Here is a 16,917-nt window from a genome sequence, read left to right on the forward strand (position 1 = left end):
GGCCCCTCGCCGAGACGCAAACACCCCCTCTCAAGATCGAAATGATGTGATCCGTCATGACGGACAAGGAGTTCGAAGCGATCCGCGCGGAGGCTCGTGAGCACGTCCGTCGCACCTCCTTCCCGGCACTGCCGGGCTCCGATGACGAGCCGGAGTTCGCCCCCCGCGAGCACGCGGAGTACGGCGAAGCCCGTCACTGAAGCTCCACGGTCCTCACCTCAGACATCCAGATGATCTCCGAGGGAACGAGCTGGACACTCCGAGGACCGTGGCCCCACTCCCCCGCTCCGCTCCGGTGTCACGGGCGTTGAGCGGGGGCCGCTCCCCCTGCCCGTGACGGGCCCAGGCGTAGTTACCACTGGGCTGGGCGGGGGTCGAGCAAAGGTCCCGGCCGGGCTTTGGGATGGGCCCGGCCGGGGCCGCCTACTTTCCATCCCTTCACCGAAAAGGAATACCGCCATGGCCGCACGTCAGGGTGCCAAGCACCACGCCGCGAAGATGACCACCGCGAAGGTCCGCCAGGCCCGCAAGTACTACGACGCCGGCAAGTACACGGTTGCCGCGCTCGCCAAGAAGTACGCGGTCTCCTGGACGGCGATGAACATGATCGTCCGGCGCGAGTCGTGGAAGCACGTGTCATGACCGGCACCTGGCCTGTCGACCCGAACGGCGACATGGTCCCTGTTCTCGAAGCGTCCGTGGAGGCGGCGAAGATGCGACACCCCAGCAGCATCAACCTGACCTCCGCAGACCGGTGCGACGGATGCGGCGCCGGCGCCGCGTACATGGTGGAAAAGCCGGTCGCCGACCCGGCCGACCCGTTCAACACCAAGCTCGTCGCCACTCCTTACCTGCTCTTCTGCGTCCATCACTGGCGGAAGCACTTCCCGAAGATGGTCGACGAGGGATGGGTCGTTGCCGGCGGCAATCTCGACGTCATTCAGGAAAAGCCGTGAATACCACCTCCTGGCCGGAAACCCCGGAAGAACGTCAGGCCCGACTGGCGAAGGTGCGCGAGCGGAAGCAGGTGTCTTGCAAGTGATATGCGATTCGTGTAAGGAACTCGCCGACCTCGCGAAGCGATTCCCCGGCACCGGTGCCGCGAGGATCAAGCACACGCGCAAGAAGAAGCCGCACTGTAGTGCGCCTCTCACCTGCACCTGTCAGCACCGGCGTGTTTCCGATGGCTACGTCGCCGTGCCCCCGGAATAGGCACCTCTGGTACTCCGCTACGTTTCCAGTCCCGATGAAGTGGATCCGTCGGGACTGGTGCTGTCTGTGTGGGCATAGGAGAGACGACAGTGCCACGCCCAGTGAACCGGAAACTGAAGAAGGAAGTCCGGGAGGTGGTTGAATGGGCCGAACCCCTCGGCTGGACCCTCTTGGAAGAGACCGACAGCCATAACCATTGGGTTCTCCGGCACGATCCGACCGGGCAGTGCGTACACCTGCCCTGCACTCCCCGGAATACACGCAGCCTGGAGAACTCCAGGGCCAAGATACGCCGAATATCCGGCGTACCGAATGACAGCGGCCCTGCCGCCCGGTACCGGCATGAATCACCTCGGCAATCGCGCTTCGATATGCGATCCGCCACACGAGAGGCGAAGCAGCGGGCCGAGGAGCGACAGCGGGCGGCCTCCGAATACGCCGCCTGGAAAGCCGAGGTCGCTGACACCGAGGCTCAGCTCGACGAGGCAATGCGCGCCCTTGTCGCCCTGAACCCTCGCCGTCATCCCCTACAGGTTCGAAAGCTGGCGGCTCGCGTAGTCGAGCTGGAGGAGAAGCTGGAAGACCTCACAACCGAATAAGGCTTAATGACAACTAAACAGTGCAGGGATTGCCTGGCTGAGTATCTTGCCGGTGAGATCCCGAAGATGCCGAAGCGCCCTGCCCTTGAGCAGGGCCCTCGGTGCGCCTCTCATTGGCGGAATGTGGTCAAAGAGCGCAAGGCCGCCAACCACGAGAAGCGCGTCCAGGAAACGTACGGATTGGAGGCCGGCGAGTATGCCAGACTCTACAAATTCCAAGGCGGTCTGTGCGCCCTGTGTCGACGTGCTACAGGTGCATCTCGACGGCTCAGTGTCGATCACGACCATGCCACCGGGGAAGTGCGCGGCCTGCTGTGCCGACCGTGCAACTCTCTTCTCGGTCACGCCCGGGACAAGCTGGCCTTCTTCCGTCGCTGCATTTCTTACCTGAACCTGCCGCCCTGCCGCGCCATGCGCGAGGGCTGGACAGAGTGGTTCAAGGATGAGTGACCGCATCACCTGCCCCAGCTCCCAGTGCGGCAAGAGCCTGGCTCCCACCACCAACGGCAGATACCGCCAGCACCTGCTGCCGGCGTCGAAGACCCCCTGCGACTTCGGGGGCACCGTCATACCCCCCGAGGAAGAGGGATGCCCGAACGACTCGACTTCGACTGGTGCAGCGTCCCCGACTGCCACGTCTGCGCCGCCACCTCAGGACGATGCGAAGGAGCGTGCCGAGCATGCGACCTCTTCGACGCCCTCTTCACCTTCGCCGCCGGAAGAGGGGGGCGGTTCTACTGCCTCGACGCCTGCCCCTGCGGACCCTGCACTTCCCGGCGTCGCGGAGTACGCGGAAGGCCTGAACGGCCTGGCGTCGACCCAGCTCGCCGAGTACAGGGCGACGGTTGAGGCGAGGCTGACGCCGTTCTCGCAGCCGGCGCCGCCGCTCGACGACGCTGCCGAGCAGGTCCCGCTTTTTAGCCAGCCGGCCTCCGGACGGATGTCGGAGCAGCCGGCGGAGCCGATGACGGACCTCGGCCGGGACCTGACCGCCCGGCTGAAGGAGATGTTCTACGCCTTCGACAACCGACGATCGGAGGACAACCGTTCCGCTCAGACCACTATGGGCCCGAGTGAGATGGGGACCCCCTGTGACCGTCGACTGGCGCTGTCTCTCATGCGGATGCCGCCAGTCAACCCCGGCGGAGACGGGTGGGCCGCCTTCGTCGGGACCTGCATTCACGCGGGTCTGGAGCAGATGTTCATGTGGGCGGATCACGGAACTGGACGTTTCGCCTGCGAGACAAAGCTCGCGTTCGACAGCAAGTACGTCCCGAAGGGGACGGCCGACCTGATCGACCGGACCCTGTTCATGCTGGACGATCACAAGTGTCAGGGCCGCTGGTCCCGCAACAAGCTCAAGTCGCAGGGGCCGTCGCAGACCTACCGCGTCCAGGCCCACGTCTACGCCTACGGCGCCCGGCAGCGCGGCGAGAGGATCGAGCACGTCGCGATCATCTCCTGGCCCCGCGACGAGGCCACCCTCGACGACCTGTACGTCTGGACCGAGCCGTACAACCCCTCCATCGCCCAGAAGGCCTTCGAGCGGGTGCACCGGATCGGCGACGAGGTCGAGCAGCAGGAGCTGACCGAGACCTACGGCATCCCAGCCAAGGACGAGCACCAGCTCCTCCAGATCAAGGCCCGCATCGCCGCCGACTACGACGTCGCCGACGACTGCCGCTTCTGCCCCTTCTATCTCCCGAACGCCCGCGACATCACGCAGGGCTGCAACGGCAAAAGGTGAAACTATGCTCACTCTCCGTAAGGAAGACGGCCCCGCCGACCTCGGCGGCGTCACCAACATGGCCGTCGGCGCCTCATGGGACGCGACGGGCGGGGCCGACGGCGGCATCGTCGGCTGGGCCCGGCGGAAGCGCGGCACCGACCTCGACCTGATCGCCGTCCTCATGCAGGGCGACGAACCGGTACGTCAGGCCGGACTCGACTCCCTGGACCCCCTCCAGAACGGCGGCGTCGTCCACTCCGGCGACAACCAGACCGGTCGCGGCGCGGGCGACGACGAGACCGTGCGCGTGGACTTCTCCAAGGTCCCCGGCAACGTCGACAGCATCGTCTTCATCGCCGCCGCCTTCAAGAAGGGCAGCTCGCTCGACAAGGCCGCGAACGTGTCCTTCAAGGTCTACGACGGCACCGGCGGTTCCGAGACCCAGGTCGCGGACATCTGGCCGTCCCTCCTGGGCAACGACAACGCCAACGCCGTCTGCAAGGCCTTCCGCTCCGGCAACGGCTGGCAGCTCGAAGTCCTCAACGTCAAAGGCAAGATCCGGCAGGGCGACATCCAGTCCCTCCGACGCTTCGCCCAGGGGAAGTAACCGAAAGGCGCGATGCCAAGCGATGACCCGCTGCTGCGCCCCGAGGAGGTCGCCGAGCTATTCGGTGTAGATGCCAGAACTATCGCTCGGTGGGCCGACGAGGGGAAGTTGTGCAGCGTACGAACACTGGGAGGGCACCGCCGCTTCCGCAGGTCGGAAGTGGAACGGATCCTCGGCAAAAACTGAATACACAACTGAATGAGGGATAGTGACCTACCCGCCACAGCAGCAGTTCTCGCAGCCCTCATCGGGGGGCAGCGGCGGCGACACGTTCAATGCCGCCGATCACAAGGGGCACCTCATGCTGGTGTACCCGAAGCAGTATCAGTCGGAGGTGCCGACGAAGAACGGCCCCTCGTCGGCGGCCGACGTGGACATCATCGTCGTCGACAAGCCCGGCCCCGACGGGAAGCCGCTCAGCTTCATCGGCGCCCGCCTCTTCGGCAACCTGGCCAACTCCGTCCGCAACGACATCGGCGGCCAGGTGCTGGGCCGGCTGGACCAGATCAGCACGCAGGGAGGTCGGACGCCGTGGGTGCTGAACCCGTTCACGGAGCAGGATGCGGCGATGGCCGGCCCGGTGCACCAGCAGTACGTGCAGGGACTGTTCAAGCCGGCGGCGAACCCGATGGCTGCCCCGCAGGGTGCTGCGGCCCCGACGCCTGCTGCTGCGCCCTATGCGCCCCAGTACCAGGCTCCTGCTCCGAGTCCTGCTCAGGCCCCACAGCAGCAGTGGCAGCCTCCACAGGCGGCGAACGGGGCGTATGCCCCGCAGGTGCCGGGGACGCCTCCGCCGCAGCAGTGGGCGGCGCCCCCGACTGCCCCGCCGGCCGCGCCGACTGCGACACCGTCCCCTGCCCCTTCTGGTGCCCCGGGGTCGGTTGACCCGCAGCTCATCAGCTTCCTGGTGCAGCACGGCGTGACCCAGGCGCCCCAGATCACCGACATGGGGACCGCCGTGATGATCGGCAAGACGTTCCCCGACTTCGCGCAGCAGTTCCCGCAGTACTGACCCGAGGAGCCCCGTGCCCCCTGCTACCCGCAAGCCCGCCAAGAAGGCGGCACCCCGATCCCGCAAGCCGAAGAACGACACCCCCGTGGAGAGCCCCGTGAGCGACACCGTCGAGACCCCCGAGACCGAGACCGAGACGTCGAAGCGCAAGGGCCCGAAGCCCAACCCCGTCAGCCGCGTCGCCCGGGCCAAGGCCAACCTCCTCAAGGCCCGTGCCAACGCCGCGAAGGTCGAACGCGTCGCCGAGGCGTTGACGGCCGCCGAGGCCGAGTACAAGGAGGCGGTGGAGGCACTCCAGGCCAGCCTCGACGACCTCGACCTCGACACCGTCGCCGACGTAGATGAGTGAGCCGGCCGTCGGCTCCCGCGAGCCGTCCTCGTCCCCGGAGATCCGGATCCGGATCCCGGTGGCTCCCGAGCTGGAGCTGACCGACGAGGAGACGCGGGAGCTGGGTGTCGCTGCCGAGCTGGCGCTGAGGAAGATCCTCGGGCGACGGTAATCGTCACCCCTATTGACGCATTTCGGCATAACGGGCATTCTATGCAATATCGGTCAGGTGCGAAGGCGCCGGGTACTTCACTGCCAATGAAAAGATCCCCGGCTGCCGATCTCGATCTCTGACCCCTCAAGCGCCGATGCCAGGTGCGCAGGAGACGGATACTTCCACTGCTAATGGGGTGGTCGCGGGTTCGAGTCCCGCCGCCCTTCGGGGCGTAGCTCAGTTGGCAGAGCGCCTAATGTCTCCGTCCCCGATTTGATCTCTGGCATCTCATATTTGCGTTCGCGGTGCGAAGGCGACCGGGTACTTCTTTTGGTGAAATTTCCCCGGACTGCCGAATAGATCTCGCGAACATCTCTCAGGACGCCCACCCGGGCGTCCTTTTCGTTGCCCGAAGGACCCGCGCATGTCTCGATTCAACGTCCGCGACGCCAAGGCGAGCGGGACCTCCCCCATCAAGACGACTGACAAGACCACCACCCATGAAGGCGGCGCCGGCTACCTCCGCGACGAGAAGAGCGAGCTCTTCCTCCTGGCCGTCGCCAACCTCGTCAGCCAGCAGAGCTTCTACGAGACCGGCAAGGACCGCGACGACCGGTACGCCCAGCTCGTCGCCCGCCTCGCAGTCCAGGACCCCGACTGGACCGCCGCTCTCCTCGGCTGGCTCCGGGGCGAGGGCAACATGCGGACGGCCGCCGTCGTCGGCGCCACCGAGTACGTCAAGGCCCGGCTCGACAAGGGCATCGCCGGCGGCAACCGCAAGGTCGTCGACTCCGTGCTCCAGCGCCCCGACGAGCCCGGCGAACTCCTCGCCTACTGGACGTCCCGCTACGGCCGCAGCATCCCGAAGCCCGTCAAGCGCGGGACCGCCGACGCCGTCCGCCGCCTCTACAACGAGCGCGCGCTGCTGAAGTACGACACCGCCTCCCACGCCTACCGGTTCGGCGACGTCATCGAGCTCACCCACCCGACGCCGACGGCGGCCTGGCAGGGCGACCTGTTCAAGCACGCCATCGACCGGCGACACCAGCGGGTGAACACCATCCCGGCGTCGCTGGGCATGCTCGGCAGGAACGCGCTGCTGCGCGCCGAGGGAGACCCCGGGGACTGGCTGAACGCCGACGCACTCCGCGAGGCCGGCATGACGTGGGAGGACGCCCTGTCGGCCGTCGGCTCCAAGGTCGACAAGGCCCGGCTGTGGGAGGCCATGATCCCGTCCATGGGGTACATGGCGCTGCTGCGGAACCTCAGGAACTTCGACGAGGCCGGTGTCAGCGACGCCGTCGCCGCCGGTGTCGCCGCTAGGCTCGCCGACCCCGCACAGGTGGCGAAGTCGCGCCAGTTCCCGATGCGGTTCCTGTCGGCCTACCGGGCGGCCCCGTCGCTGCGGTGGGCGTGGGCGTTGGAGCAGGCGATCAGCCACTCCCTCGCCGCCGTCCCCGCCCTCGCCGGCCGCACCTTGATCCTCGTCGACCGGTCGGGCTCGATGTTCTACGACAGGGTCTCGGATCGGTCCGATCTGACCCGTGCGGATGCGGCGGCGGTCTTCGGTTCGGCGCTGGCGCTGCGGGCTGAGGATGCGACGCTCGTCGAGTTCGGGACGAACAGCGCGCGGGTGGCGTTCCGGAAGTCGGAGTCGCTGCTGCCGATGCTAGACCGGTTCCACGGCATGGGCGGCACCAACACCGTCCGGGCGATTCAGGAGCACTTCCACGGCCATGACCGGGTCGTTATCGTCACCGACGAGCAGGCGTACCGCTCCTACTACGGCAGCGCCGGCGACGTGATCCCGGCCAGCGTCCCGCTGTACACCTGGAACCTGGCCGGCTACCGGGCCGGGCACGTCCCGTCGGGCGGCCGGAACCGGCACACCTTCGGCGGCCTCACCGACGCGGCCTTCCGGATGATCCCGCTCCTGGAGGCCGGGCGGAACGCCGCCTGGCCCTGGGAGCAGTGAGACCGCCGGGGCCCCTGCCCAGTACAGGTGGGGAGGCCAGGGGCCCCGGCCCCCAAGACGCGGTGCCTGGTGGGAACGCCCCCGTAAGGGGCGACGTCACCGTTTGCGACGGTGACTGTTGATTGTCCCGGCGTGGAGCCGTACCGCTACCGACCTTACCCAGGCAATGGGTCGGCCTCACGGGTGGGATCCGTGTGAGTTATGAGAGCTGGGAGACGTCTCAGAGCCGGTGGGGGATTGGGAGTCCCGCCCCGCGTGAACCGCGACCGGCCCCTACAACTGAATAGGACCGATATGGACGAGGACGAGAATCACGCCGGCGAGGAAGTAGCCGAGAAATCCCCGAAACGGAAGAAGAAGCGGAAGCGGAAGAAGGACCCGCTGAAGCAGCTTGAGACCGACCCTGTCACCGCCACGATGCTCGACCGCCTCGACGCGTGGAAGGCAGCGGAGAAGCTTCTGCACGAAGCCAAGTGGGGAACCGGCATCGAGGACGAGGTTGTCATCATCCTGCCTTCCAGCGTCCTCGACCTGGCGAACTGGCTGCTGTACGGGCCGGCGGCGATGACGTTCCTGGACGACGAGGACGGCTGATGTCTTTGCTCGGCTATGCGGCACGGGCCGTGAGCATGGGATTTTCGATCTTCCCCTGTAACCCCCTCGGGACCGAGGACCCGGAGAACCCTGGTGAGTACATCGAGAAGATGCCTCACCTGATCCGCCCCGGCCGGCCCTGGAAGCTGAAGTGGGGCGAGGCCGCCACCAACGACATGGACAAGGTCGTCCAGTGGTGGCAGTACTCCCCCAACGCCAACATCGGCGTCGCCTGCAAGCCGTCCGGCATCCTCGTCGTCGACTGCGACGTGCCGAAGAAGCAGGGGCTGCTCCGCGACACGCCTTGGGGGTATCTGCATGACCGAATGGGCCCCCTTGTCGACGGCAGTGATGTGCTGCGGGAGATGTGCAGCCGCTTCGGTGATAGTTACGAGAGGCTCGAACGGACGTATCGAGTTTGTACGGCATCGCTCGGTCTGCATCTGTACTTCCGGTGGCCCGAGGGTGTTCAGGCGTCTCAGGCGTCGCCTGTACCTGGCGTACTGGACATTCGCTGCAACGGCGGATCGAAGGGCGGGTACGTCCTCGCCGCCGGGTCCATAACCCGCAAGGGCTCGTACGTCGCCGAGAACGACCTCCCCATCGCCGACGCCCCGCCGTGGCTCGTCGAGCTGTGCCGGGAGAAGCCGAAACCGAAACCTGTGAAGCCGTCGCTGTTCTCCCAGCCCGGCCACGCCAACTACGGCGGCCTGGTCGAATCCGTCCGGTACGCACAGGAGGGGAATCGGAACAACTGCCTTCTGTGGGCGGCCCGTTCCATGTGCGAGGACGGAGCGACCGAGGACCAGTGCATCGAGCTGCTGGTGCCGGCCGCCATGGAGTGCGGCCTCGACGGCGGCGAGCGCCAGGCCCTCGCCACGATCCGATCCGCCTACCGCCTGCAAGGAGCCAAGTCGTGAAGAAGATCCTCATCAGCGGCACCGTCGCCGTCGTCGTCGCCCTCGGCGCAACCGGCTGCGCCTCGTTCACGGAGGAGTGGAACGACGCCCCCGTCGAGCGCAAGAACGATGCCCCGGCGGTCGTCGGCTCCATGCCGGACGGCTTCGCGAACTGGGCAGAGAAGTGCGACGACTCCGGCAACCTGATCGCGACCACGAAGGACGGCAACGGGGGCGGCAAGGTCGTCACCATGCTGCACCTGCCCCAGATCTGCCCGAAGGCCGGCCCGCCGCTCACTCTGCCGCAGGTGCCGCGATGAAGCACTTCAGCGCGGCCTTGGCGCTCGTGGCCCTCGGGGTCGCCGTCTACGACATGGTGACCGGCCAGTGGGTGTGGGCGATCCTCCTCCTTCTCATGGCGACGTATCTGGCCTGGGACGCCCAGCACGGGGGCGTCGACGAGCCGGAGCCGGAGTCGGACGCCGTCCGAGACCTCCTTCGCAAGGGCGTGGAGCCGATCGAGACGCCGTTCGACGAGGCCCCTCTCACGTGGGAGAACCACACCCGCAACTGCCGGATCTGCCAGGAGAAAAACCTGTGAAGCGGCCATGGTGTCCCGACGGAAAGGTCAGGTACGCCGACGAAGCGGAAGCTGAAGCCGCTATGGCTGAGTTCCCCGGAAATTTCCGTACCTATGAATGCGTCTGCGAATCCTGGCACTTTTACGACAGAGACAAGAAGCGTCGTAAGGATGAGGCTCGCGAGAGTCGAAACGCTCGGCGAAAGCGTAGGAAAAGGGAGCTGAAAATTGAAGCGCAGCGTGAAGTTCGTGGTCCGGATGCTGCCGTGCGCGAAGTGTAGCGGCACGCACGCCCACTGGTGGTCGACGTCATCGACACCACCGCCGTCGTGCGCCGAGCGCCGTGGGAGCGGCTAAGCTCTCCGCCCCCACGGCGGTTCCCGCTAACCGTCGTGGTCGCAGCCGTTGCTCCGCAGCGCGCGCCACGTGTTCACACCGACCTTGCCGTCGATGGTCAGGCCCATACAGGCCTGGAGGAGCATGACGCGGTTCTCGGTGTCAGGCCCGAAGTCTCCGTCCAGAGCCAACTGGTATCCCCGGGACCGCAGGAGGCACTGCACCTCCAGCACGCGCGGCCCCGTGTGGCCTCGAACGGTCAGCGTCGTGCCCCAGTAGAAGTCGCACGTCCGCTGAACGGCGGCTTCTCCCGTCGGGGCAGAAGAGGCGGCGAAGGCTCCGTTCGCGGAGATGAGCGAAGTCGCCAAGGCCAGCGCAGCCGCAGCAGCGCCGAATCCCCTTCTGGTCCGGAACGCCATAAAGGTCCCCCTTCTCTCTGATGAGCGGTCAGACGTGTCGGGAGGATACCCAGAACCATCCGTCGATTTGAGGCCACATTTTCAGCCGACTGCTAATGGCCAGGTAGGGATCTTTGAAAAAAACCAAGGCCGTCCTGGAGGCGGAGGCGAAGGCGGCGATGATCGCCCGCATCCGCGAAACCCTGATCGACTGGTACCCCGGTAAGTGGGCGGAGCAGATGAACGTAGGGCCCGCCTGCCACTGCGGCCTTCGAGGAGCGAAGGAGGCGTGCACCCGTCATGGCCCGACCGATACGGACCCTGTGGCTGCCGGGTGACGAGGTCTCCGTCCTCGACTTCGAGCGGCGCCGAGCCATCAAGAGGGACGAGCGCCTCACCGCCCAGGAGCGGCACGCCCTCGTACTCGTCCGCGCCTGCCGCAGCGCCAAGGGGAGCTACTCCTGGTGGCGCTGCACTGCGAACCATCCATGCGTGTTCTGCGAAGAGCTGGCCGAGCTCTGACAGAAGACGCCGAACGGATAGCGATGCCAAACAATTCAATAGCGGGCCCCCGGATACTGTCGATCGACATCGAGACCTCTCCGGTGGTCGCCCATGCCTGGACCCTCTTCAAGACCAGCATCGGCGTCAATCAGATCATCGAGCACCCCCGGACGATCTGCTTCGCGGCCAAGTTCTTGAACGAGCGCAAGGTCCACTTCTACAGCGAGCACGAGCACGGCCCCGAGGTCATGTTCCATGCCGCTCACACCCTCATCTCCGAGGCCGACATCGTCATGCACTACAACGGCGACGGCTTCGATCTCCCCCGGCTCAACAGCGAGTTCCTGCTGGCCGGCCTCGATCCGCCCGCGCCGTACCAGAGCATCGACCTGCTCAAGATCATGCGGAAGAACTTCGGCTTCCCCTCCAACAAGCTGGCGTACATCACGGAGCGCCTGGGGCTCGAAGGGAAGATCAAGCACTCCGGCCACGACCTGTGGATCCGCTGCCTGGCCGGCGACCCGAAGGCCTGGGCGGAGATGCGGCGCTACAACATCCGGGACGTGAAGCTCCTCGAAGACCTCTACGAGAAGGTCCGGCCCTGGATCAAGAACCACCCCCACGTCGGTCTCTACACCGGCGACCCCGACTGCTGTCCGAACTGCGGCAGCGCCGACCTCGTCCGCCAGGGCTACGCCCTCACCGCGATGGGCCGCTTCCAGCGGCACCAGTGCCGTGACTGCGGGACCTGGTCGAGAAGCAGCCGGCGCGAGACCGGCGTCGGTAACACCCAAACCAAGTAGGAGACATCCATGTCCGAGCCCACCGGATACAACCAGAACCTCCGCTTCAGCCTCGACGAGTCGATCGCGGTCAACCTCGTCACCGACGGGACGACGACGGTCGCCCAGGTTCTCGACAGCGACGACGACAGCGTCGTCCTGGCCGAGGGTGTCGCCCGGCGCCGGAAGGGCGACCGGCGGAACCAGGAGGTCGGCACCCTCCTGGCCCTGTCCCGGCTCCATGCCGATGTCTCCGGCAAGCTCCGCGCCGAGGCGGACCGGCTGCTGTCGTGACCCGGCATCGGCGCCCCCCCACGGCGAGCCCCCTGGTACCTGGGGGGTGCCGCCGTCCTACTGCTCGGCGGCCTCGGTGTGGGGGCGTCGATGATGCCGATCGGAGATACGTCATCGCCACCGTCCCCTGTCCCTGTGACTGCCACACCGACTCCGCCGTCGCCCTCTACGGCTCCGTCATCGACGCCCTCCGGGCCGACTGCACCGAGTGTGAAGGCACCGGCCGCATCATCGTCGACAGCGCCGTCATCGACGCCGTCCGTGAAGCCGAAGCCGAAGTCGCCAGGGCCGCCGTCCCGGACACCTTCAAGGCCCCGGACCTCTGCACCGCCTGCGAAGAGCAAGGCCCCTGCGCCGACCCGGGCGCCGGCTGCATCGTCACCCCGCCCTGCTGCTTCCAGCCCCAGCTCTGCGGTGGCCCCCACGAGGACTGCCCCGAAGCGCTCCGCGCAGCCGAGGCCTGCGAAGCCGTCCTCTCGACCCCCGACGCCAAGGCCGGCGAGCACACCTGCGACGCGCCCCACCCCTACTGCTCCCTCGACGGTCACGCCGACGTCCCCGACACCACCTACCGATGTGACCACGTTCTACCGCTCTGCCCCGGCGGAGGCTGCTGCCCTCCGGATGAGTTCTGCCGGCAGTGCCGGTGACCCGGCCTGCGTCATGTCGTACGCGGGCCAGTTCGTAGAGAGCGACGTCCCCGCCCGGGCCAAGGGCCGACGGGTCGGCGTCGGTACCGCAGGCGGCTTCGTCTGCCTGATCTGGAGGTGATCCCCCGTGTCCGCGAAGCAGGGCGAGAAGCACCACAAGGCAAAGCTGATCGAGGACGACGTCCGGGAGATCCGGAAGCGGGTGGCGGCCGGGGAGACGATCGAGTCGATCTGGCTGTCGACGTTCCTGGATCTCGGCATCGAGTCGGCAACCACCATCGGCATGGCCGCCCGGGGACAGACCTGGAAGCACGTCCGGTGAGGCACCTGATCAGGCTCGGGCTCTGGTGCGGCATCGGCTACGCCGCCGGGTCGCTCCTCGCCCGCTGGGCGGGGCCGTACGTATACGCCAGGCTCCAGGCCGCCGGCCTCGACGACGCCTGGGACGTCTTCAACGAGGAGTGATCATGACCAGGAAGATGGTCGGCGACGGCATCGGCCGCAGCGCGGCCACCGGCGGCCTGTCGCACGCCGGTGTGCACGACTGGAACGGCTTCTGCGAGATGGAGCCGAGGTGCTTCGAGTACGACGAGCGCGTCGCCTACGCCCCCAAGCTCCAGTCCCCGCCGTCAACCTACGACCCTCCGCCGAGCCACTACGGCACCGACAAGGGCATCGATCCGTGGGCGGTGTGGGAGGCGTTCGAGCTGGACCCGTGGGAGGCGGCGCTCACCAAGTACATCCTTCGTTCCGGAAAGAAGGACGGCGAGTCCAAGCTCAAGGATCTGAAGAAGGCGCGGAATTACCTCGCGTACCTGATTGAGCGCGAGGAGAAGCGCGATGGATGACGACGTCACCCGCGTCTACACCGAGGGCGGCACCGTCACCCACTACCTGGACACCCTGCAAAGCCCGAACGCCCAGGACTCGGAGGCGATGTGCGGGCGCACCCCGTGGCCCGGGATGTGGCACGGGACGGGTAGCCAGGAGGAAGAGGAGAAGGCAGCCGACCTTCGGCACTGCTCCCAGTGCCGGGCCGTGCTCGGCCACCGCCGGAACGGGTGGCTGACCCTGTGAGCGTCGCCTTCGACGACCCCGCCGCCTGGGGGTACTGCCCGTACTGCGCGTTCGAGGTGGCACTCGATCCGGACGCCGGCCAGATGCTCGCCCACGAGCGGATGGACATGGGCTTCATCAAGCGCCGCTGCTACGGCAGCCTCATGCCGCCTGCGGCGCAGCCGGGTCCGGAAGCGGAGCCGGTCACGTACGAAGAGGTGATCGCTGATGCGATTCGGGGAGATGAGTGACCGCCGCTGGCGAATGATATGGGCCGGGTGGATCACGTATTTCGCGGCTGCGGAATACGCCGCATTGAAGGCGCGAAATCCCAAGGCCCCTTTCTCATATTTCATGAGGACGACGCTGGGGATAAGGCAATCGCCGCTTCACCACCGTGCGGGGCAGGTGGTATTCGGAGCCGGGATCGTCTGGCTCGTTTCGCACCTTTATGAAAGGTCCACCGATGGCCAGTAACGATCTGCCGCGCAGCCAGCTCACCCCCGAAGAGCTGAAGAAGAAGCGCCGTGACGACAAGCGCCGCGAATACCTGATAGCCATCGGGAAGCCGTCGACGGTCCGCGAGGACGAGTACGAGAGGGTCCAGACCCGGCTCCGCGAGTTCTACAACGCGGGCATGTCGACCACGCCGATGGTGGAGCAGTCGGGGGTCGCCCGGGACGTCATCGTCGCCATGATCCTCGGGGTCCGCCGCTACAACCACGGCGTGCACGACTTCGACCGGCTCTACCGGTCCACCCTGGAGAAGCTAGAGAAGATCGAGTTCGTCCCTCCGCCGACGGACGGCCGGAAGGGCGGCTCTCGCCTTCCCCCTCACGGCACCCGGCGCAGGCTCCAGGCCCTCGTGGCGCAGGGCTACTCGTGCAGGTTCATCGCCAGGCAGATGCCGCAGAGCGGCGAGAGCGGCGACTACAACCGCAACCTCAACAACTTCATCCACGGCCGCAAAGGCAAGACGTACGTGGCCGCGTCCACCGCGTGGGCGGTCGCGGACATCTACGACAAGTACTCCGCCGTGGACCCCGTCGATGTCGGCGAGACCGAGGCCGGCGTGAAGCGGATCAAGACGGCCGCGAAGCGCAACGGCTTCGCTCCGCCGACCGCGTGGGACGACGACACCATCGACGCCCCGGACGCCATCCCCGAGTGGACGGGGGCCTGCGGCACCGACGAGGGGTACCGGATCCACATCCGCGAGGAGATCCCCCTGTGTGAGCCGTGCCGGCGCCTCGTCGAGCTCGACGGGCCGTCCCGGCGCTTCTCCGGCACGCAGCTCCGCATCCTCATGGACCAGGCCGGACTCGATGCCCACCAGGTGGCTAAGAGGGCGGGTGTCTGCGTCGACTCCATTCGCCGCTGGGCGTGGGGGCAGCGACGACCGCAGACCAGGCACATCGAGGCCCTGGCCCGCGTCCTCGACTGCAAGTTCAACGACCTGATCGAGGGCGACGAAGAAGTCGTCCAGGACCACGACTTCAACCGGATCCGGTTCGCCATGGCCCTGGAAGAAAAGGGCCTGAAGTACAAGGCCCTCGCCGCCCGAATCGGCGTCTCGCACATGGCCGTCTACTACTGGCTCAACGGCAAGAACACCCCGAAGATCCCGAAGATTGTCCGGGCGGCCGAGGAGCTGGGGGTCGACTGGAAGGACTTCTACCGGTGAGCTACATCTGGCGCTCCAAGCGCCGCCGCGAACCGAAGCCGAACACCACCTTCGTCGTCCACCACATGGGCAGGCCTGTGGTCGCCGCCGGCGACGCGGCTGCCGCTCGCGCCTTCGTCTACTCCAACGCGGACAAGCCGGAGACGCACACCGTCGGCTGGACGAGGACCGGAAAGTTCCTCGTGGAGGGGCGCTTCACCGGGTGGGAGATGCGGGAGGTCCAGACCCTGTGAAGTTCGAGCAGCGCGTCCAGGTCCGCATCCTCGGCGCCCAGCGTCCCTACTCCTACTCCTGGTGGTTCGAACCGGCGGCCGGCGTGATGCCGCTCCAGGTCGGCGACCGCGTCGAGTTGCCCCCGAACCAGGTGCAGGAGGAGGGGAGTTCGGGGACGGTCGTCGCCGTCGGCACCAGCTACAAGGGCGAGTTGAAGAGCATCGTCCGCAAGATCGAAGACGCCTACGAACGCGAGGACGATCTGTGGGCCGGCTTCGGAGAGGGTGACTACGTGTGACCGCGTGGAACGAGAACCGCAAGGCCGGGAAGGCCATCGTTCAGCGGGTCGTCCAGGACGCGCAGCTCCGCGAGGGCAAGCACGTCCACACCGCCAGCTACAGCTACGGCGAGAAGTGTCAAGGCGGAGACCCCGAATGCCCGCTGTGGCAAAGCCAGTTGGAAGAAGCAATGGAAGCCTGGAGCGGATCGTGACACCTGAAGAGCACCTCCTCGCCGCCGCCGACGACATGGCGAAGCACGGCCTGGGGAAGCGGCGCTATCTCGCCGACCCGACGCAGTGGGAGACCACGCCGGCCTGCGCCTACGGCACCCTCGCCCGCGTCAGCGGTGACTACACGCTCATGACGCTCTCGGACGACACCACCGAATTCGCCCGGGTCGGTGTCGACAGCGAAAGTGTCGAGACCGCCGCCCGGAGGCTCGCCAAGCACCTGCGGGCCAAGTTCCCAGACCTGTTTCACGGGCAGTGGCTCAACGCTCACCAGGTCGTCACCAGCTACAACGACATGCCCACCACCACAGCCGAGGACATGATCCTCGCCTTCAAGGAGGCCGCCCACCATGAGTAACGAGATCTTCGCGAAGGCCGCCGACATCATCGAGAGCCACGGTCACTGCAAGTTCGCCCTGGAGGACACCAACGGCGCCCACTGCGCCCGGGGCGCGCTCCTCGCGGCCCTGTCGCCCGAGCTGGACCTCATCGTCAACGGGTGGAGCCTGGAGGACATCCCGCTCACCGCCACCGCCGGACGTCGTCTGATCGAGGCCGGCCTCGACCGGCCGCTTTTCACCCCCACCAGCGACATCGACTACGCCTCCGTGCTCGTCCGCTGGAACAACGCCCCCGAGCGCACCGGCGCCGACGTCGTCGCCCTATTCCGCGCCCTGGCCGGCCCCCGCGCCGCCGACATCGGCCAGGACGAGGACACCACCGTCATCGAGTTCGAGCCGCTGCCCGAGACCGCGCCGGTGGAGACGCCGGCCCCGGCCGAGCCCGTCCCCGCCTAAGCG

31 protein-coding genes and 1 tRNA gene are annotated in these 16,917 nt (G+C 67.0%); 31 read left to right on the forward strand and 1 reads right to left on the reverse strand.

What is annotated here, in order from left to right; translation table 11 throughout:
* The first annotated feature begins 56 nt into the window (after positions 1-56).
* The 17 genes from IE245_RS24775 to IE245_RS24855 all read left to right on the forward strand — a co-directional run bounded on the left by IE245_RS24775 (position 57) and on the right by IE245_RS24855 (position 9,710).
* A complete protein-coding gene (locus tag IE245_RS24775) occupies positions 57-200 on the forward strand; it encodes a hypothetical protein (RefSeq protein WP_189951260.1) in 144 nt (47 codons plus the stop codon).
* A gap of 259 nt (positions 201-459) precedes the next feature.
* Positions 460-642 carry a hypothetical protein gene (locus IE245_RS24780; RefSeq protein WP_189951262.1) on the forward strand — a complete coding sequence of 61 codons (183 nt, stop codon included), beginning with the start codon at positions 460-462 and terminating at the stop codon, positions 640-642.
* Positions 639-956, forward strand: coding sequence for a DUF7455 domain-containing protein (locus IE245_RS24785; RefSeq protein WP_229851488.1), 318 nt, complete (start codon positions 639-641; stop codon positions 954-956). Before IE245_RS24780 ends, IE245_RS24785 begins: the two co-directional genes overlap by 4 nt.
* A gap of 357 nt (positions 957-1,313) precedes the next feature.
* Positions 1,314-1,811, forward strand: coding sequence for a hypothetical protein (locus IE245_RS24790; protein WP_189951264.1), 498 nt, complete (start codon positions 1,314-1,316; stop codon positions 1,809-1,811).
* Positions 1,812-1,934: 123 nt separating this feature from the next.
* The gene (locus IE245_RS24795; protein WP_189951267.1) at positions 1,935-2,261 is read left to right on the forward strand and encodes an endonuclease VII domain-containing protein; all 327 of its coding nucleotides are present in this window, start codon (positions 1,935-1,937) and stop codon (positions 2,259-2,261) included.
* A 490-nt stretch (positions 2,262-2,751) separates the two neighbouring features.
* Positions 2,752-3,558: a hypothetical protein gene (locus tag IE245_RS24800; protein ID WP_189951269.1), complete on the forward strand. Its 807-nt coding sequence runs from the start codon at positions 2,752-2,754 to the stop codon at positions 3,556-3,558.
* Between the two features lie 4 nt (positions 3,559-3,562).
* Positions 3,563-4,147: a TerD family protein gene (locus IE245_RS24805; protein WP_189951271.1), complete on the forward strand. Its 585-nt coding sequence runs from the start codon at positions 3,563-3,565 to the stop codon at positions 4,145-4,147.
* Positions 4,148-4,159: 12 nt separating this feature from the next.
* Positions 4,160-4,333, forward strand: a complete 174-nt coding sequence (locus IE245_RS24810) for a BldC family transcriptional regulator (RefSeq protein ID WP_189951273.1) — start codon at positions 4,160-4,162, stop codon at positions 4,331-4,333.
* A gap of 22 nt (positions 4,334-4,355) precedes the next feature.
* Entirely contained in the window at positions 4,356-5,159 is an 804-nt protein-coding gene (locus tag IE245_RS24815; RefSeq protein ID WP_189951275.1) for a hypothetical protein, read from the forward strand.
* A gap of 13 nt (positions 5,160-5,172) precedes the next feature.
* Complete coding sequence (locus IE245_RS24820) at positions 5,173-5,508, forward strand: hypothetical protein (RefSeq protein ID WP_189951277.1); 336 nt, start codon at positions 5,173-5,175, stop codon at positions 5,506-5,508.
* The gene (locus IE245_RS24825) at positions 5,501-5,659 is read left to right on the forward strand and encodes a hypothetical protein (protein ID WP_189951279.1); all 159 of its coding nucleotides are present in this window, start codon (positions 5,501-5,503) and stop codon (positions 5,657-5,659) included. The genes IE245_RS24820 and IE245_RS24825 overlap by 8 nt, the downstream gene beginning before the upstream one ends.
* Before the next feature lie 141 nt (positions 5,660-5,800).
* Positions 5,801-5,867: transfer RNA gene (locus tag IE245_RS24830), tRNA-Ser, on the forward strand.
* A 198-nt stretch (positions 5,868-6,065) separates the two neighbouring features.
* On the forward strand, positions 6,066-7,616 hold the full coding sequence (locus tag IE245_RS24835; RefSeq protein ID WP_189951281.1) for a TROVE domain-containing protein: 1,551 nt from the start codon (positions 6,066-6,068) through the stop codon (positions 7,614-7,616).
* Between the two features lie 294 nt (positions 7,617-7,910).
* Positions 7,911-8,210: a hypothetical protein gene (locus IE245_RS24840; protein ID WP_189951283.1), complete on the forward strand. Its 300-nt coding sequence runs from the start codon at positions 7,911-7,913 to the stop codon at positions 8,208-8,210.
* Positions 8,210-9,130, forward strand: coding sequence for a bifunctional DNA primase/polymerase (locus IE245_RS24845; RefSeq protein WP_189951285.1), 921 nt, complete (start codon positions 8,210-8,212; stop codon positions 9,128-9,130). Before IE245_RS24840 ends, IE245_RS24845 begins: the two co-directional genes overlap by 1 nt.
* Entirely contained in the window at positions 9,127-9,429 is a 303-nt protein-coding gene (locus IE245_RS24850) for a hypothetical protein (RefSeq protein WP_189951287.1), read from the forward strand. The genes IE245_RS24845 and IE245_RS24850 overlap by 4 nt, the downstream gene beginning before the upstream one ends.
* On the forward strand, positions 9,426-9,710 hold the full coding sequence (locus tag IE245_RS24855; RefSeq protein ID WP_189951290.1) for a hypothetical protein: 285 nt from the start codon (positions 9,426-9,428) through the stop codon (positions 9,708-9,710). The genes IE245_RS24850 and IE245_RS24855 overlap by 4 nt, the downstream gene beginning before the upstream one ends.
* 362 nt (positions 9,711-10,072) lie before the next feature.
* Here IE245_RS24855 and IE245_RS24860 read toward each other — a convergent pair whose 3' ends face one another.
* The gene (locus IE245_RS24860; RefSeq protein ID WP_189951292.1) at positions 10,073-10,258 is read right to left on the reverse strand and encodes a peptidoglycan-binding domain-containing protein; all 186 of its coding nucleotides are present in this window, start codon (positions 10,256-10,258) and stop codon (positions 10,073-10,075) included.
* A 465-nt stretch (positions 10,259-10,723) separates the two neighbouring features.
* On the opposite strand from IE245_RS24860, the gene IE245_RS24865 reads away from it, so the two are divergent.
* The 14 genes from IE245_RS24865 (at position 10,724) to IE245_RS24930 (ending at position 16,914) form a co-directional block, all read left to right on the forward strand.
* Complete coding sequence (locus IE245_RS24865; protein WP_189951294.1) at positions 10,724-10,945, forward strand: hypothetical protein; 222 nt, start codon at positions 10,724-10,726, stop codon at positions 10,943-10,945.
* A gap of 23 nt (positions 10,946-10,968) precedes the next feature.
* Positions 10,969-11,730 (forward strand): ribonuclease H-like domain-containing protein, encoded by a 762-nt coding sequence (locus IE245_RS24870; RefSeq protein WP_189951296.1) that lies wholly within the window; start codon positions 10,969-10,971, stop codon positions 11,728-11,730.
* A gap of 9 nt (positions 11,731-11,739) precedes the next feature.
* Positions 11,740-12,003 carry a dsRBD fold-containing protein gene (locus IE245_RS24875; RefSeq protein ID WP_189951297.1) on the forward strand — a complete coding sequence of 88 codons (264 nt, stop codon included), beginning with the start codon at positions 11,740-11,742 and terminating at the stop codon, positions 12,001-12,003.
* A gap of 777 nt (positions 12,004-12,780) precedes the next feature.
* The gene (locus IE245_RS24880) at positions 12,781-12,975 is read left to right on the forward strand and encodes a hypothetical protein (protein WP_189951299.1); all 195 of its coding nucleotides are present in this window, start codon (positions 12,781-12,783) and stop codon (positions 12,973-12,975) included.
* A complete protein-coding gene (locus IE245_RS24885; RefSeq protein ID WP_189951301.1) occupies positions 12,972-13,118 on the forward strand; it encodes a hypothetical protein in 147 nt (48 codons plus the stop codon). The genes IE245_RS24880 and IE245_RS24885 overlap by 4 nt, the downstream gene beginning before the upstream one ends.
* A gap of 2 nt (positions 13,119-13,120) precedes the next feature.
* Complete coding sequence (locus tag IE245_RS24890) at positions 13,121-13,501, forward strand: DUF3310 domain-containing protein (RefSeq protein WP_189951304.1); 381 nt, start codon at positions 13,121-13,123, stop codon at positions 13,499-13,501.
* Positions 13,494-13,730, forward strand: coding sequence for a hypothetical protein (locus IE245_RS24895; RefSeq protein WP_189951306.1), 237 nt, complete (start codon positions 13,494-13,496; stop codon positions 13,728-13,730). The genes IE245_RS24890 and IE245_RS24895 overlap by 8 nt, the downstream gene beginning before the upstream one ends.
* Positions 13,727-13,960 (forward strand): hypothetical protein, encoded by a 234-nt coding sequence (locus tag IE245_RS24900; protein WP_189951308.1) that lies wholly within the window; start codon positions 13,727-13,729, stop codon positions 13,958-13,960. The genes IE245_RS24895 and IE245_RS24900 overlap by 4 nt, the downstream gene beginning before the upstream one ends.
* Positions 13,961-14,175: 215 nt before the next feature.
* Positions 14,176-15,393, forward strand: coding sequence for a helix-turn-helix transcriptional regulator (locus IE245_RS24905; RefSeq protein ID WP_189951310.1), 1,218 nt, complete (start codon positions 14,176-14,178; stop codon positions 15,391-15,393).
* Positions 15,390-15,626 carry a hypothetical protein gene (locus IE245_RS24910; protein WP_189951312.1) on the forward strand — a complete coding sequence of 79 codons (237 nt, stop codon included), beginning with the start codon at positions 15,390-15,392 and terminating at the stop codon, positions 15,624-15,626. Before IE245_RS24905 ends, IE245_RS24910 begins: the two co-directional genes overlap by 4 nt.
* A complete protein-coding gene (locus IE245_RS24915; protein ID WP_189951315.1) occupies positions 15,623-15,904 on the forward strand; it encodes a hypothetical protein in 282 nt (93 codons plus the stop codon). Before IE245_RS24910 ends, IE245_RS24915 begins: the two co-directional genes overlap by 4 nt.
* Positions 15,901-16,098 (forward strand): hypothetical protein, encoded by a 198-nt coding sequence (locus IE245_RS24920; RefSeq protein ID WP_189951317.1) that lies wholly within the window; start codon positions 15,901-15,903, stop codon positions 16,096-16,098. The genes IE245_RS24915 and IE245_RS24920 overlap by 4 nt, the downstream gene beginning before the upstream one ends.
* A complete protein-coding gene (locus IE245_RS24925) occupies positions 16,095-16,475 on the forward strand; it encodes a DUF6197 family protein (RefSeq protein ID WP_189951319.1) in 381 nt (126 codons plus the stop codon). Before IE245_RS24920 ends, IE245_RS24925 begins: the two co-directional genes overlap by 4 nt.
* The gene (locus IE245_RS24930; RefSeq protein ID WP_189951321.1) at positions 16,468-16,914 is read left to right on the forward strand and encodes a DUF6197 family protein; all 447 of its coding nucleotides are present in this window, start codon (positions 16,468-16,470) and stop codon (positions 16,912-16,914) included. Before IE245_RS24925 ends, IE245_RS24930 begins: the two co-directional genes overlap by 8 nt.
* The last annotated feature ends 3 nt before the right edge of the window (positions 16,915-16,917 follow it).

This window comes from Streptomyces roseolus (assembly GCF_014649855.1).
GTDB lineage: Bacteria > Actinomycetota > Actinomycetes > Streptomycetales > Streptomycetaceae > Streptomyces > Streptomyces roseolus.

Excerpts from the sequence above, each read along its gene's own strand:
- IE245_RS24890 (WP_189951304.1), top strand. The coding sequence starts at position 13,121 with ATGACCAGGAAGATGGTCGGCGACGGCATCGGCCGCAGCGCGGCCACC.
- IE245_RS24785 (WP_229851488.1), top strand. The coding sequence starts at position 639 with ATGACCGGCACCTGGCCTGTCGACCCGAACGGCGACATGGTCCCTGTT.
- IE245_RS24840 (WP_189951283.1), top strand. The coding sequence starts at position 7,911 with ATGGACGAGGACGAGAATCACGCCGGCGAGGAAGTAGCCGAGAAATCC.
- IE245_RS24810 (WP_189951273.1), top strand. The coding sequence starts at position 4,160 with ATGCCAAGCGATGACCCGCTGCTGCGCCCCGAGGAGGTCGCCGAGCTA.
- IE245_RS24780 (WP_189951262.1), top strand. The coding sequence starts at position 460 with ATGGCCGCACGTCAGGGTGCCAAGCACCACGCCGCGAAGATGACCACC.
- IE245_RS24825 (WP_189951279.1), top strand. The coding sequence starts at position 5,501 with ATGAGTGAGCCGGCCGTCGGCTCCCGCGAGCCGTCCTCGTCCCCGGAG.
- IE245_RS24805 (WP_189951271.1), top strand. The coding sequence starts at position 3,563 with ATGCTCACTCTCCGTAAGGAAGACGGCCCCGCCGACCTCGGCGGCGTC.
- IE245_RS24800 (WP_189951269.1), top strand. The coding sequence starts at position 2,752 with ATGTCGGAGCAGCCGGCGGAGCCGATGACGGACCTCGGCCGGGACCTG.
- IE245_RS24870 (WP_189951296.1), top strand. The coding sequence starts at position 10,969 with ATGCCAAACAATTCAATAGCGGGCCCCCGGATACTGTCGATCGACATC.
- IE245_RS24855 (WP_189951290.1), top strand. The coding sequence starts at position 9,426 with ATGAAGCACTTCAGCGCGGCCTTGGCGCTCGTGGCCCTCGGGGTCGCC.
- IE245_RS24930 (WP_189951321.1), top strand. The coding sequence starts at position 16,468 with ATGAGTAACGAGATCTTCGCGAAGGCCGCCGACATCATCGAGAGCCAC.
- IE245_RS24835 (WP_189951281.1), top strand. The coding sequence starts at position 6,066 with ATGTCTCGATTCAACGTCCGCGACGCCAAGGCGAGCGGGACCTCCCCC.
- IE245_RS24875 (WP_189951297.1), top strand. The coding sequence starts at position 11,740 with ATGTCCGAGCCCACCGGATACAACCAGAACCTCCGCTTCAGCCTCGAC.
- IE245_RS24775 (WP_189951260.1), top strand. The coding sequence starts at position 57 with ATGACGGACAAGGAGTTCGAAGCGATCCGCGCGGAGGCTCGTGAGCAC.
- IE245_RS24845 (WP_189951285.1), top strand. The coding sequence starts at position 8,210 with ATGTCTTTGCTCGGCTATGCGGCACGGGCCGTGAGCATGGGATTTTCG.
- IE245_RS24895 (WP_189951306.1), top strand. The coding sequence starts at position 13,494 with ATGGATGACGACGTCACCCGCGTCTACACCGAGGGCGGCACCGTCACC.
- IE245_RS24905 (WP_189951310.1), top strand. The coding sequence starts at position 14,176 with ATGGCCAGTAACGATCTGCCGCGCAGCCAGCTCACCCCCGAAGAGCTG.
- IE245_RS24865 (WP_189951294.1), top strand. The coding sequence starts at position 10,724 with ATGGCCCGACCGATACGGACCCTGTGGCTGCCGGGTGACGAGGTCTCC.